Source organism: Streptomyces sp. NPDC111516, assembly GCF_055635345.1.
On record NZ_JBVKBV010000037.1, the window covers coordinates 26013 to 39454 of the forward strand.

The window sequence follows — 13442 nt, forward strand, 5'->3', positions numbered from 1 at the left end:
GTCTCCCGGCCGGCCCAAAGGCGTCGGCGAGCGGCTCACCGAGACCGACACCGCGCGCGCAGCCTCGGTCTGACCGCACAAGGAGCGCGGCCCGCGCCCGCCACCGTCGCCGCGTCGGCCCTGTTCTCCCGCAGCTGCCACGAAGCACCAAGTAACTCTCTGCAATCAGAGTAACGCTCAGTCACGGAGAGTGAGTCGGCGTGGGCCCGCTCGGCGGCTACGGGGTATGCCTCGCGCTTGGCGTGTTCGGCAAGCGCTCGGTAGATGCCGGCGACGGACGGGCCCTGTCCCTTGCGATTGCTGGTGGCAGCGTTGTCGCTCCAGGGTGAGGACGGCCGCGGCGATTGACGACATTCGATTCGGGCTGTACCGGACGCTGCGGAAGATCCGCCACGACTTCATTCGTGCGACGGCGCGCGGCACGAGCGGACCTGCGAAGAGCGGCACCGGGGTGTACGGCTCGTGAACGTCTCGAGCGGTCACCAGTCTGAGAACCGTGATTTCCCCATCAGTCTCGGATCGCATGCCTACCGGTTTTCCCCTGGCTTCCAGCGCCGACGATCTTTCGCACGCTGACGCTGGTGGGCAGGAATCGGCTGATCGAGGGGAGTTCAAGCGTAGGCGTCCTCGACGGCTACTCGTCGCACTGTACGCAGTGTCGACTGGAGACTGTCCAGAGCGGTCGAGCCCAGAGCGAGGCGGATCGCTTGCGGTGTGTGCATCGAGGTGGTGAACGGCTCGGCCGTGGATACCGAGATGTGCTGACGCGCGAGGGTGGCGGTCAGGCGGTCGGCGCGTGCGTCGTCGGGCAGCGGCAGCCATGTGAAGTAGGACGAGGGGTGGCTGATGAGGGGTAGGCCAGCCAGCTCTTGTCTGGCGAGTGCTTGGCGGGTCCTGGCGTCGTCTCGTTTCAGCGCTTCCAGGTGGTCCACCGTGCCGTCCTCGAGCCAGCGGCAGACAATCGCCGTGGTGAGGGCCGGAGTGTTCCAGGTGGTCGCCCGAATCGCGCGTTCGAGCGAGGGCACCGCTGAGGGCGGGGCAACGACGAAACCGACCCGGAGACCGGTGGCGACGCTCTTGGACAGTCCCGAAACGTAGACGGTGATGTCCGGCGCGATTGCAGCCAGGGGCGGTGGCGAGTCCTCCACCAGGTAAGCGTAGGAGGCGTCTTCGATGAGGAGCGGACCGTACTGTCGAGCGATCTCGATGAGGCGGGTTCGGTCAGGTGCCGGCATGACCCAGCCCAGAGGGTTGTGCAAGGTGGGCATGGTGTAGATCGCGCGCACAGGGCGCGTCGCGCACAGCTTCTCGAGGGCATCGAGATTCGGCCCGTCGGCGGTTACGGGTATGGGTTCCAGGTCGAGATGAAAGGCACGCGCGAGCACCTTGAAACCCGGGTAGGTGAGTGCGTCGACCGCGACGACGTCGCCGACGTTGAGCGCGGCCATGACAGTGATCGCCAGGCCGTGCTGCGCACCGTTGGCGATGAGGATCCGATCCGCGTCAGTGGTGATTCCTCGACGCCTCAGGTGCCGCGCGATCGAGGCTCTGTCCTGGGGACGCCCTCGATGTGGTTGGTAGCGCAGCAGCGAGTCGAGATCACCAGAGGTGGCCACCTCTCGCAGTGCCTGCCGGAGGAGATCGGCTTGCCCAGGCAGCGACGGATAGTTGAAGTTGAGGTCGACCGCATCCGTGGCGACGACCTGTTGATCGATGCCGTGACCGGCGGGAACCGCGATGTCGCGCACGAACGTACCGCGGCCCTGTTCCCGGCTCACCAGGCCCATCGTTTCCAGCTCGGCGTACACCCGGGTCGCGGTGACCACGGCGATGCCCTCACGAGCGGCGAGCCCGCGGTGTGTCGGCAGCCGCACGCCCGCGGCGAGCCGCCCGGTCCGGATGTCGCATGCGAACGCGTCGACCAGCGTTTTGTACCGCGAAGCTGCCATGCACCGGATTGTACGCATGACAATTTTTCGACTGTCCTGTTCGTGGGTCTTTACGGTCAAGACCCACCTACCGGGAAGGACAGCCGCCGTGCACATAGCCATCCTCACCTTCGAGGGTTACAACGAGCTCGACTCTCTGATCGCGCTCGGTGTGCTCAACCGCATCAAGACCGACGACTGGCGCGTCACCATCGCCACCCCAAGCCCCAAGGTGACGTCGATGAACGGAGTGGTCATCGAGCAGATGTCCACTCTTGAGGAGGCGTGCACCGCTGACGCCGTCATCGTCGGCAGTGGCGTGGCCACCCGCGAGGTCGTCGAAGACCCGGCGATCATGAGCGTCCTGCGTCGCCTGGACCCCTCGCGCCAACTCATCGCGGCACAGTGCTCCGGCGCGCTCGTGCTGGCCAAGCTCGGCCTGCTCAACGACATCCCCGCTTGCACCGACTTGATCACCAAGCCCTGGGTCGTCGCCGCTGGCGTCGAGGTACTCAACCAGCCCTTCTACGCCAAGGACAACATCGCGACCGCTGGCGGCTGCCTGGCCTCGCACTACCTCGCCGCCTGGATCATCGCCCGCCTCGAGGACAACGACGCCGCCGAAAGCGCGCTGCACTATGTCGCCCCGGTCGGCGAGAAGGAGGAATACATCGAGCGCGCCTGGCACAACATCACCCCGTACTTGCCCGCTGCCACACCGGCGCTCGTCTGAACGACGAGTCGCAGACAGTGACCGGCCAGGAAGCCGCCCCCGGCAGCCGGGCCGGTCGCTCGCGGCCCGCACCCCTCGGGCGTCATTAGCTTCGACGGGAAGTCGCTGCCCTACAACTGGCCCAGTGATTGAGCCTTTTTCAGCGTGGCCACTGATCGGGTGACGGTGTCGGTGCGCGCAACGCACGAGGCTCCCGGGCCGTTGAGTGAAATGTTCGAAGTCTCAACTCGCTGGCACAGGAGCCCCGTTGGTTCCCTTTCCTGCCGCACTCGATCTGCCCCACGCCCTGGTCGAGTGGGTCACCATGCTCATCGTCACCCGCGAGGGTGACCGCCGCTGCAAGCTCCCGCCACACCAACGTGCTCTCGTCGGCCTGGTGTACCTGCGCCGACACGACCCCCCTCGCCCAGCTCGCCGCCGGCTTCGGCATCTCCGTCGGCACCGCGCACGCCTACACGGCCGCGGTGATCGGCCTGCTCGCCGACCGCGCGCCCGGTCTGCTGCGTGCCCTGCGCGAAGCCGACCCCGACTACATCATGCTGGACGGCACCCTGGCTGAGTGCGACCGGATCGGCGACGGCCGGGGCGACTACTCCCACAAACACCGCCGGCACGGGGTGAACACGCAGGTGGTGACCGACCCGGCCGGACGGCTGCTGTGGATCTCGCCCGCACTGCGCGGGGCGTTCAGCGCGGTCTTCCAGCGCATGGTCCAGCAGGCCTGCCCCTTGCCGGTGGGGTCCAGGGACATGATCGCCATGTAGACACACTTCAGAGCGGCCTGCTCGTCGGGGAAGTGGCCGCGGCCTTGACCGCCCGGCGAATGTATCTGACGGAGCCCACCTATCACCCAGCAGTTCGGTAACGGACGTTTCGGTAACGGACGTATAGTTCGCGCCATGCCCGACTCCAGTCGCCCCTCCCCGCTGAGCTCACTCATCGGGGTCGATGTCGACGCGACGGCCGAGCGGGTCTATCGGGCGTTGGTCTCCGGCGGACCGGCGCTCGGGCCGGATCTCGCCGGCCTGCTGGGGATCTCGGTCGAGGACATCGAAACGGCGATCGGTGCGTTGCGGCAGGTGGGCCTGGTTGACATGGCCGACGGCGGAGGAATCTCGGCGGTGTCGCCGTCGCTGGCGCTCGAGGGGATGGTCGCACAGCGCGAGCAGCAGGTCAGGGCCGCCCGAACGGCACTCGACGAGCTCGCGGAGGAGTACCGGAGGGCGCGCGAGGTGCAGCTGTCGAACGGCATCGAGATCGTTCGGGGTCGCAGCGAGATCGGCAGCTGGCTCAATGGCCTGTTGCTGTCCGGCAAGGAGCAGTTCCGGATGTTCGCGAAACCACCGTTCGCGGTTTTCGGGATCTCCGAAACCGACACCGAACGCGAGGTCGCCGGCCGTGGTCTGCGGGAGCGGATCATCATCGAACGGACCGTGCTGGATGAGCCCGCCGTGGAGAAGGACCTGGTCGCCTCCCTGGATCGGGGTCAGGAGATCCGCATGGTGCAGTCGTTACCGGCGAAGCTGCTGATCGTCGACGATTCGATTGCGATCGTGCAACTCGACGAGGGTGGGCACGCGCACTCGGAGATCGCGGTGGTGCGCGCCGGGGGGCTGCTGGACTGTCTGGTGTTCAGCTTCGAGAGCCTGTGGCGGTCGGCCATGCAACTGCGGGAAGCCCCCGGCCGTAGGGTCGATCCGAATCTGGCATCGCCGAAGGATCTCGCCGACCCGGCGGACCGGGAGGTCCTGATGCTGTTGCTGGCTGGGTACACCGATGCCGCGGTCGCTGCCCGACTGGGGATCGGCCAGCGGACCATGCAGCGCAGGGTCCGCAGGCTGATGGATCTGGCCGACACCGATTCCCGGGTGTTGCTTGGCTGGCACGCGCGGGACCGGGGCTGGCTTTGAACGCCTTCGTCCCGTCGAGCCACCGACTGCGGTAGCTCGACGGGACGAGGTGGCGCCGGGAAAGGAGCACTAGTTGCCCAGACCTGCCGGGATCCTCAGCATCACCGAGCTGGACCAGGCGGCGTTCGGGCCGCCCTCGCCGTAGAGCATCAGCTGGTGGTGATTGTTGATGCCGAAGCTGTAGGTCGGCGTGAATCGGTCACCGGCAGAGAGTGGCACCATGCCGGACAGATCCCAGAGCCGTCCCTGCGGGTCCCACATCGCCGACACCGCGAAGTCCGGGGAGAGTTCGACAGTTCCGAGGATCCACCCGTCGTCGGTGACTTTCTCGCCGGTCGCGTTGTATCCGTAGTCGGCAAGGCGCTGCATTCCGCCGGCCTTGGTCCATACGAACGCGTCGTCACCGCTGGTCCCCACGATGGTCCCGGAGGCGTTCACATCGTGCGCCTGGGCCGAATACTGTCCCGGAAGCGTGCCGAGATCCTGAACAGCACCTGACGTCGCATCCCAGGTGACCGCGTGCGGCACATGGCCATCGGTGCGCGAGTTTCCGACGATCATTCCGGAATCGTTGATGGCGCGCGGCTGGGTTTCCGTCGGATCCGAGGACAGGTGGGCCAGCTTGCTGAACTTCCCATCCGGCGTCCGCACGAACCCGTCGCTGTAGAGGTGGTTCTTGCCGTCAGACTCCTTGACGATTGCTTGGGAGAATCCGGTGACCACCGCCTTGTTGTTCACGGCGGTTGCGTAGCCGCTGGAATAGGGCCGCCAATCCGGGACGCCGAGTACGGTGAGCGATCCGTCCTTGGCCCATTGGGCGGGAAGAGTATGCGCTGCACTGTCCGTCGCGATACCGACGGCGATCTGGCCGTCATTCAGGTCCAGAGCCGATCCGGACCTGCCCCCGGCGAGATCCAGGTTGGTGAACCCGTCGGCGGGCGTCCAGGTGGTCGGCGTCATCCTGGAGTTGTACTGGCGGTCTCCCGCGACCACGCCGCTCTCATTGAGAGCCGCGCCGACGAATGGCCGGTCCCACGCGACCAGATCGAGTTTGGGGACATCGACAGTGGCGATCTTGACGTCCGCCGCCCCGATGATCGTGCCGTACTCGTTGGCCACTCGGACCCGGCCGACCATGGGGTCCTTGGTCAACTGCCGAGCGCTGACGCTCATTTCCCCGTCGACCGGCATCGACTGGCCCGTGGCAACCGTGTACTTCGCGTCGGATTTCGGCGTGATCGTGCCGAGGCCCTTCGAGTACATCTCTTGGTGGTAGTCGAACGTGACGTTGTCTCCGGGCACGGCGACTCCCGCGACCACGATGAAGTACGTACCCGGCTGTGGATCATCGACGACGATGTGCTCGGGCGAGTCCCCGGTCGTGGTGCTCTGGCCTATCGGCCTGCCGTTGAAATACACATAGAAGTCCAGATCGGCAGCGTCTCTGGGGGTCAGCGTCACGTCGAGCCGGGTCGTCCGACGCGGAACATAGAGCATGTTGGCCGTGGTTTCGCCTTGCGAGACCGTCGAGAACAAATTGCGGACATCGCCGATCTCGCCAGTTGCGACGTGGGCGATCGCGGGGCCAAAGGTGTTCGTCCCCGTCGAGCCGACCTTCGTCTGCGAGTTCATCGTCACCTTGTCGACTGTGACGGTCCCCGGATCGAACGACATGCCCTGCAGCGAAACCGTCGCTGTGTACGGGTTCTGTTCGACCGGAGACGTCCTGCGAGACTCGATCACGAACTCCCAGATGCCGGGTTTGGGTCGGTACACCGGTCGTGCGGTGGCGTTGCATTTCGCCGGGTCGGTGTAGTTGGTGTAGCAGTGGTAACTGGCGTTGGAGTCCGCGGGCATGCCGTCGGGGTCGATGGGCAATGCGCGGACCTGGCTGCCGTCGGCGAGCCCGCCCAGGGTCAGCTGCAGTGCTTCGACGCCCTTGGGAACGGGCACCAGCAGCGAGGTGGTTCCGGTTCGGCCGAGCGTGCCGGAACTGGTGACCGCGTAGTCGGGTTTGGCCAGCGGCTTGGTCGCCAGCACGGTGACGGCGACGAACTGGTCGATGCCGCCCGTCGCCGGGTCATCAATGGTCAGGATCGCGCTGTGCACGCCGGAGGTCGTCGCGGTCGCGGTGACCGTGATATCGGCCGCCGTTCCGAGCTGCAGGGGCATTGCCGCGCGGGCGCTGAACGTGCCGTCGTTGCCGATCCAACCGATCCGGTGCACGACGTTCCCGGCGGCACCGTTGGTCCGGGTGACGCTGACCTTGTAGGTCTTCTGCGCACCGGTCACCTGGCCGCCATCCGTTGGCAGACAACGGTTGTAGATGCCGACGCCGGTGTTCGGAGTCGTGAGCATGCCGGACAGCGAACTGCAAACGGGAGCCGACACAGTGAGCTCATTGGTGTTGATGCCGGCGCTGAGCTGCTTCCAGGCCGCGACGGTGTCGATGATGCCGGCGCCCTGCGCGACGGTCGGGACGCCGGGGATCGGGTCGGCGGTGCCGGTCAGGGCGGTCTTCAGCGCCGACGAACTGACCGTCAGCGAACGGGCCTTGGCGGCCGATAGCAGCAGCGCCGCCGCTCCGGCGACCTGCGGGGCCGCCATGGAGGTGCCGTTGGCCATGCCGTACCCGGCCGGCAGCGAATACCCGGCCTCTGGGACGGCTTCACCGGACAGCCACATCGGGATCGAGGAGGTGGCGGCGCCGGGCGCGGACACCTGCGGCGCCAGCGCCCCGTTCTCAGCGGGGCCGCGGGAGGAGAAGCCGAAGATGCCCTGCTTGGTGGCGACCTTCGACCCGTAGTCGGCCCACCAGGTGTCGGAGCTGACGGACGCGGCGACCGAGATGGCCTTGCCCGCCACGGACGGCGAGCTGACGGTGTTGGTGCCGAGGCCGTCGTTGCCGGCGGCGATGATGATCTGGACGCCGTAGTTGTCGATCAGCTTGTCGTAGAGCGCGGCGATCACGTCGGAGCCGTCGTTCAACGCGGGAAGCCCACCGATGGACAGGTTGACGACGTCGACATGGCGATTGGTGACCAGGTCGATCATGCCCTCGGTCAGTGCCGCCTGGGTGCAGCCACCGCCCCAGGTGCAGGCGCGGGCGGACACGATCTGCGCGCCCGGTGCGGCGCCGTGCATCCGGCCGCCGAACATCGACGTGCCGGCGGTGATCCCCGCCACGTGGGTGCCGTGCGAGGCGACCGGCAACCCGATGGACACGTAGTTCGCGGTCTTGCCGACGTTGCTGCCGCCGAGCGGGGAGAGATCGACGTCGTCGCGGTACTCGACGACGAACGGGATGCGCTCGTTCTGCGGTGTTGCGGGGTCGTCGCTCCCGAAGTGGCCGACCTGGCGGTCGACCGCGAACGGGGCCATCGGTGCCTCGTCGGTGAGGTCCTGGTTGTTGTTGCCGTCGACCCAGATCCTGTGTGTGGTCGGGTCGTACAGAACCCCGTAGAAGTCCAGGGTGTCGCCGTCCCGGTTGAGGTCGCCCTCGAAGTCGCTCCCGGCCGTCGCACTCTCGTAGAACACGCCGAATTGGAACGTGCCCTCCGGGATCGTCCAGGTCTTGCCCAGGTAGCTGAACGTCGGACCCGTCTTGGTGGTGGACATCCGCACCCAGCTGCCGTCGCGGTCGGTGACCGGATCGGTCTCGGATACCCAATCGACAATCTTGGGCTTCCCGTCGCTGGTCGTCTGTAGCGCGGGATGCTCGACGTCGACGCCGGTGTCCAGCACGCCGACGACCGTGCCGCGCCCGTCCCAGGCCGGGTTGTCCTTGACGAAGGCCTCGGCGCCGGTCTCGTTGATCGGTAGGTACGGGTTGTCGGCGGGCGTGTTCGCGCCGGGCGCGGTCGGCCCCGCGGCCTTCGTTGCCGCCGTCCTCGCACCCGCGGCGCCCAGATCCGGACCCGGGATCTTGTACGTCCGGTTCAGGTCGATCGCCGCGACCGACCGAAGGCCGGCCAAGGTGGTCACGCTGTCGGTCGGGACGGTCGCCCGGACGTAGCCGACCTTTCCGGTCACCGACCCGACGGTCCCGCCGGCCTTCTCCACCGCGGCGACGACGTCCTCGGTCGCGCCCTTCCGGGCCAGCATCAACACCGTGACAGACTTCTTCTTCGACGCCTGCGCCTGCTGCAGCAGCCTGGTGTCGGCGTTGCCCAGCTTCTCGGCCGCGGTGTCCGACAGCGAATCGTCGGTCAGCGGCTGGAACCCGTCGGTCTTCCCCGCCCTGTAGATCGAATCCGGGTCGTCGCGCCCGGCCCGGTCGTCGAGCCCAGCAACGGGAGACCGACCCGGCCCCTGTGGCCCGTCGGGATCAGCGGGTTCGGCCTTGCTCACGCCAGTCGGGCTGGTCGGGCTGGTCGTGTCGGCAGCTGCGGCCGCAGGCGCAATCAGCGCCGTGGCGATCAACACGGCCGACGCCGCGGCAATCACACCTGTTCGTCTTCTTCGTTTCATCGTGCTCCTAACCAAGGAGTGAAACATCACCGTGCGGCCAAGCCCGCAGACACGAGAACACCTGAGCCGCCTGGCCAATCTCGCAGTTGGGTCCGAGCAGGATCAACGGACCGAGTGGGGCGGATGTTCGCCATGGCTGAATGCCGCCACAGTCGGCGCAGACCCACCGCTCCCAGTCGGTCGACCAGGCCGGCGAGGTCCCTCAGCACCCGCCATCGGTGCGGATTGCTCGCGCAGAACCCAGCAGTTCATCCACGCATTCCGCGCATCCACATGTCTGGTGGAGCGCACCGTCCGCTGGTTCGCACCGTGGCAACACGGACGGTTGCGGCTGCGCAGTCGGCGACGGTGTCAACCTGGTGGCGAAGTTTCGCCTTGGTGCGACTCCGCCAACGTGAGCTGGTTCAGCCGGGTGGGTGGCTGCGACAGAAGGTTCCGCCCGCTACGGCTACACACCCCGACCGGTGACATCTACCGCCAGCAACCGGCACATCGGATCTCATGGCCTTTCCTCGCGGATACTCTCCAGACCTGATCAACGCCGTCGTCCAGCGCGTCGCAGACGCCCGCACCGTCAAGGCATACGGCGCGGTCACCACCGTCGCCCGCCAGCTGAACCTCGACCGGGTCCAGTTCACTTCGAGGGACTGGCTGAGCCGGCGTTTCGTGCGAGCGGGCTGGTGGAGGGTGCTGATCGCTCCTACCTTCTCGGGTGAAGGGGTGGGTTGATGGTCTCCCTGCTTGAGGAGCTGGAGCGGCGCAAGTCGGCGATCCGGGAACGGTGGCCGAACTGCGGTTGCATGTATATGGGTTGAGGGAGCAGCTGGAAGCGTTCGAGTCCGGCGTCAGCCGCGCCACCATGAACCGGGCCACCAAGATCCTGGCCGAGTGGAACGCCCGCACGGCAGCGAGCCCAGCCGCCTCACTCGCCCGGCAGCGCGCCTCGAACTCACCGAGCTCCGCCAGAAGCTCCGCAAGGCCAACGAGGATCGCCGCAAACTGCAGCACCAACTCGACGCCGCCGCCACCGTGATCGCCACTCTCCTGGCCGAGAACGCCACCCCGCGTGTGATGCCTGCCTCCTGGGAAGGATCTCCGGCTGCATGGTTCGGTTCCTCCTTCTCAGCGCAGTTGCTCGGCCAGTCCGACGATGATGCCCTCCGGGCCGCGGATGTAGCAGAGCAGATAGCTGTCCTCGAACCGGGCGATCTCGCCGACGAGTTCGGCGCCGTGAGGGCGCAGGCGGGCAACGGTGTCCTCAATGTCGTCGACGGCGAACATGACACGGTGCGTGCCCAGGATGTTGTGCGGCCGGTTGCGCGGCCCGGCGCTGATCACCGCGGGGCTGCGGTACTTCGCCAGCTCGAGCCGGCTGTGACCGTCCGGGGTCCGGACCACCGCGATGTCACAGCGGACGCCGTCGAGTCCGGTGCACTGGTCGGCGAAGGGGCCCTCGACTTCCGCCCTGCCCTCCAGCTCCATACCGAGTTCCACGAAGAACGCGATGGCGGCATCCATGTCCTCGACGACGATGCCGACGTTGTCCATCCGCTGAATCGCCATGCTGGTTTCTCCTTCTTCCTCGTGCGGCCGGTGGTGACCGCTGATGCCCCTGGGACGGAGCCGGTGGCACGTTCTCGACATCCGCAGACCGCCGAACTCCGAAAAATCTGGATCGCGCCTCAGCACCGCTACAGCAGACCCGCGAGCCAGGCGCCACCACCGAGGGTGAGTGCGGCGCGGGTGGCCGCTCCCATGAAGACGATCAGCCGCAGCGTGCCGTCCCCGCTTTTCAAACGCGCCGCTGGTCGCAACGCCTCGGCCACGACGTCACCCTCACCCCGGCAGCCGCCTGACAGCACTCGAGGCTCTCAGCACACGCCACCGGAGGCTACTTCGCCATGCCCACCTGACCGTGGAGTTTTCCGGTCGGGGGCAATTTCAGGGCTAGGTCGACGTGACCCGGAGGGGCCGGAGCGTCAAACGAGCGTCACGACGGCGTGGTACCGAGACGTGAACTCGTGGCGGATGCCGACGCACCACGACGATAGTGAACGCTTGGTGGAGCAAGGGCGGATCGCTCACGACTGCGAGGACCGGCCGCAGGGAGGCAAAGAAGCGCGCGGAGCCCGGCCCGTGGAGATTCGGGCAGGCGAGCGGGTGTTGCACGCCTCGCAGAGTGAGGCATCCAACCGACGCGGTACGTGAGTCGGACCTCGTCATCACCATAAGGGGCGGCGAGGCATACCCCGTGTTCTCCGGCAGCGGCTACTTGAGTCCCAGGGAACGACGGGCGTGCTACCACACTTCGGCCCATCCATTTGGTATTGACTATCGTTTTCATATAGCGTGCGAGCCAAACACGATCCAGGAGGCCCCTCATGGCAGTCCCGAAGCGGAAGATGTCCCGCAGCAACACCCGGCACCGTCGCGCGCAGTGGAAAGCGACGACGCCTCAGCTCGTACCGGTCACCGTCGACGGTTCCGTCTACCGGGTGCCGCAGCGACTGGTGAAAGCTGTCGAGCGCGGGCTCCTGCACCCCGAGGACTGATCCTTCATGACGCAGGACCTCCTGCCCGTCACCGTCCTCTCCGGGTTCCTGGGTGCCGGGAAGACCACCCTGCTGAACCATGTCCTCGGAAACCGCGAGGGCCTGCGGGTCGCGGTGATCGTCAATGACATGAGCGAGGTCAACATCGACGCGGCACTGGTGCGGGGCGGCGAGGCCGCACTGTCGCGCACCGAGGAACGCCTGGTCGAGATGACCAACGGGTGCATCTGCTGCACCCTCCGCGACGACCTGCTCGAGGAGGTGGACCGTCTCGCCCGTGAGGGGCGCTTCGACCACCTGCTCATCGAGTCCAGCGGCATCTCGGAACCAATGCCGGTGGCCGCGACCTTCTCCTTCCCTCGCGACGACGGCGCCACGCTGGGCGACCTCGCCCGGCTCGACACCATGGTCACCGTGGTCGACGCGGCCAACTTCCTTCCGGAACTGGCGAGGGGTGACGGGCTCGCCGAGCGAGGACTCGACCAGTACGAGGACGACGAGCGCACGGTCAGCGACCTGCTCATGGACCAGATCGAATTCGCCGACGTCATCGTGCTGAACAAGCTGGACCTGGTCGACGAGCAGCGGCGCAAGCAGCTCATCGCCGGGCTGAACCGTCTCAACCCGGTCGCCCGGATCGTCCCCGTCAGCCGTGGGCGCGTGGAGCTGTCCGATGTCCTCGGCACCGGTCTCTTCGACCTGGAACGGGCCCAGCAGGCCCCCGGCTGGGTTCGGGAACTGAACGGGGACCACATGCCGGAGACCGAGGAGTACGGGATCTCCAGCACCGTCTTCCGCTCGGACCGGCCCTTCCACTCCGACCGCCTGTGGACCTTCGTCACCGAGGAGCTCGACAGCGGCCGGTACGGCCAGGTTCTGCGTTCCAAGGGATTCTTCTGGCTGTCCAGCCGGCCGAACGTCACCGGGCTCTGGTCACAGGCGGGTTCCGTGGCCCGGTTCGAGCCGTCCGGCGCTCGCGACCTCAGCACCACCCAGGGCCAGGAACTGGTGTTCATCGGTACGGAGCTGCGCGCGGAAGCCCTCCACGAGGCCCTGACCGCGTGCCTGATGCATGAAGGGGAGGCGCGGCCCGCGGCCGATCCGTTCCCGGTGTGGGACACCTACGGCATTGACGACGCCTGTGAGCACGACCACCCGGAGCCGCTCCCGGCGACGGTGCACGCCTGAGACTCCGGGCCGGACGGTGGTCGCAGCCACGGCATCGTCCGGCCCGGTCTTCCTCCAGCGGATGGTCCCCTGCCCGCCGGTGCTCCCGGAGGGCAGGGGACCATCCGTGCGCATGCGGGTGGGAGCACGGCAGGGTCGTCCGGGCCTCCCATCGCCTCTGGTCTCATCCCTGGTCGTTGCTGAGCAACGGGTTCGGGACGGCGGCCCACGCCTCCCTGCCCTCCGAAAGCTCGTCATCGGTCAGCAGAGCGCCCTCCAGGGCGAGACGGATGACTTGCTCGTCGATGTCCACCCCCAGTGAAGACGATTTCGTTGCGCCGCTCCCCGTACGAACACGTTCACCAAGGCACTACCGCGACGTCCCGCGCTGGCCGTCCCGGTGGCCAGCGCCGCGGGCGTCGTTCTTCCGGGGTACGAATGCGCGTCGGTTCCGGTGGCGGGCAGCCTCATCCGGCGCGGGGTGCCGTCGGCCGCGGCCTTCGCGTTCCTCCTGTCGGCACCGGCCGTCAACCCCGATCGTGGCCGTATCGACGGCGGTCGCCTTCGGCGGCAGCCCCGAGATGGTACTAGTGTCCTGCGCCGGAGATCCGTCGACAGAAGCGGGCGAGGGAGTCGAGGATCTCCTCGGCCGTCTTGGTCCAGACGAACGGTGTTGGGTTTT

Annotated in this window: 9 protein-coding genes and 4 pseudogenes; 7 read left to right on the forward strand and 6 right to left on the reverse strand. The window is 67.2% G+C overall.

Annotated elements, in window-relative coordinates; all coding sequences use genetic code 11:
• Window positions 1-309: 309 nt before the first annotated feature.
• Together ACZ7L9_RS35840 and ACZ7L9_RS35845 are read right to left on the reverse strand one after the other, a co-directional pair.
• Window positions 310-423: pseudogene (locus tag ACZ7L9_RS35840) on the reverse strand (IS5/IS1182 family transposase); the annotation flags it as partial.
• Window positions 424-611: 188 nt separating this feature from the next.
• Window positions 612-1949, reverse strand: coding sequence for an aminotransferase-like domain-containing protein (locus tag ACZ7L9_RS35845; protein ID WP_471421712.1), 1338 nt, complete (start codon window positions 1947-1949; stop codon window positions 612-614).
• Window positions 1950-2037: 88 nt separating this feature from the next.
• On the opposite strand from ACZ7L9_RS35845, the gene ACZ7L9_RS35850 reads away from it, so the two are divergent.
• Both ACZ7L9_RS35850 and ACZ7L9_RS35855 read left to right on the forward strand, forming a co-directional pair.
• Window positions 2038-2661: a DJ-1/PfpI family protein gene (locus ACZ7L9_RS35850; RefSeq protein WP_471421713.1), complete on the forward strand. Its 624-nt coding sequence runs from the start codon at window positions 2038-2040 to the stop codon at window positions 2659-2661.
• A 247-nt stretch (window positions 2662-2908) separates the two neighbouring features.
• Window positions 2909-3344 (forward strand): annotated as a pseudogene (locus ACZ7L9_RS35855) (helix-turn-helix domain-containing protein); the annotation flags it as partial.
• Here ACZ7L9_RS35855 and ACZ7L9_RS35860 read toward each other — a convergent pair.
• Window positions 3251-3472 (reverse strand): annotated as a pseudogene (locus ACZ7L9_RS35860) (hypothetical protein); the annotation flags it as partial. The pseudogenes ACZ7L9_RS35855 and ACZ7L9_RS35860 sit on opposite strands and share 94 nt — an antisense overlap.
• Window positions 3473-3560: 88 nt before the next feature.
• Here ACZ7L9_RS35860 and ACZ7L9_RS35865 point away from each other — a divergent pair.
• Window positions 3561-4571, forward strand: coding sequence for a helix-turn-helix transcriptional regulator (locus ACZ7L9_RS35865; RefSeq protein ID WP_471421714.1), 1011 nt, complete (start codon window positions 3561-3563; stop codon window positions 4569-4571).
• A gap of 69 nt (window positions 4572-4640) precedes the next feature.
• Here ACZ7L9_RS35865 and ACZ7L9_RS35870 read toward each other — a convergent pair whose 3' ends face one another.
• On the reverse strand, window positions 4641-9068 hold the full coding sequence (locus tag ACZ7L9_RS35870) for a S8 family serine peptidase (RefSeq protein ID WP_471421715.1): 4428 nt from the start codon (window positions 9066-9068) through the stop codon (window positions 4641-4643).
• Window positions 9069-9542: 474 nt separating this feature from the next.
• On the opposite strand from ACZ7L9_RS35870, the gene ACZ7L9_RS35875 reads away from it, so the two are divergent.
• Window positions 9543-9770 (forward strand): hypothetical protein, encoded by a 228-nt coding sequence (locus ACZ7L9_RS35875; protein WP_471421716.1) that lies wholly within the window; start codon window positions 9543-9545, stop codon window positions 9768-9770.
• A 393-nt stretch (window positions 9771-10163) separates the two neighbouring features.
• Here ACZ7L9_RS35875 and ACZ7L9_RS35880 read toward each other — a convergent pair whose 3' ends face one another.
• Entirely contained in the window at window positions 10164-10604 is a 441-nt protein-coding gene (locus ACZ7L9_RS35880; protein WP_471421717.1) for a VOC family protein, read from the reverse strand.
• A gap of 818 nt (window positions 10605-11422) precedes the next feature.
• Between ACZ7L9_RS35880 and rpmF the strand changes: the two genes are divergently transcribed.
• Both rpmF and ACZ7L9_RS35890 read left to right on the forward strand, forming a co-directional pair.
• On the forward strand, window positions 11423-11593 hold the full coding sequence (gene rpmF, locus ACZ7L9_RS35885; protein WP_471421718.1) for a 50S ribosomal protein L32: 171 nt from the start codon (window positions 11423-11425) through the stop codon (window positions 11591-11593).
• 6 nt (window positions 11594-11599) lie between these two features.
• Window positions 11600-12781: a GTP-binding protein gene (locus ACZ7L9_RS35890; protein WP_471421719.1), complete on the forward strand. Its 1182-nt coding sequence runs from the start codon at window positions 11600-11602 to the stop codon at window positions 12779-12781.
• Window positions 12782-12944: 163 nt separating this feature from the next.
• Here ACZ7L9_RS35890 and ACZ7L9_RS35895 read toward each other — a convergent pair whose 3' ends face one another.
• A complete protein-coding gene (locus ACZ7L9_RS35895; protein ID WP_471421720.1) occupies window positions 12945-13073 on the reverse strand; it encodes a hypothetical protein in 129 nt (42 codons plus the stop codon).
• A 45-nt stretch (window positions 13074-13118) separates the two neighbouring features.
• Between ACZ7L9_RS35895 and ACZ7L9_RS35900 the strand changes: the two are divergent.
• Window positions 13119-13442 (forward strand): annotated as a pseudogene (locus ACZ7L9_RS35900) (permease); the annotation flags it as partial.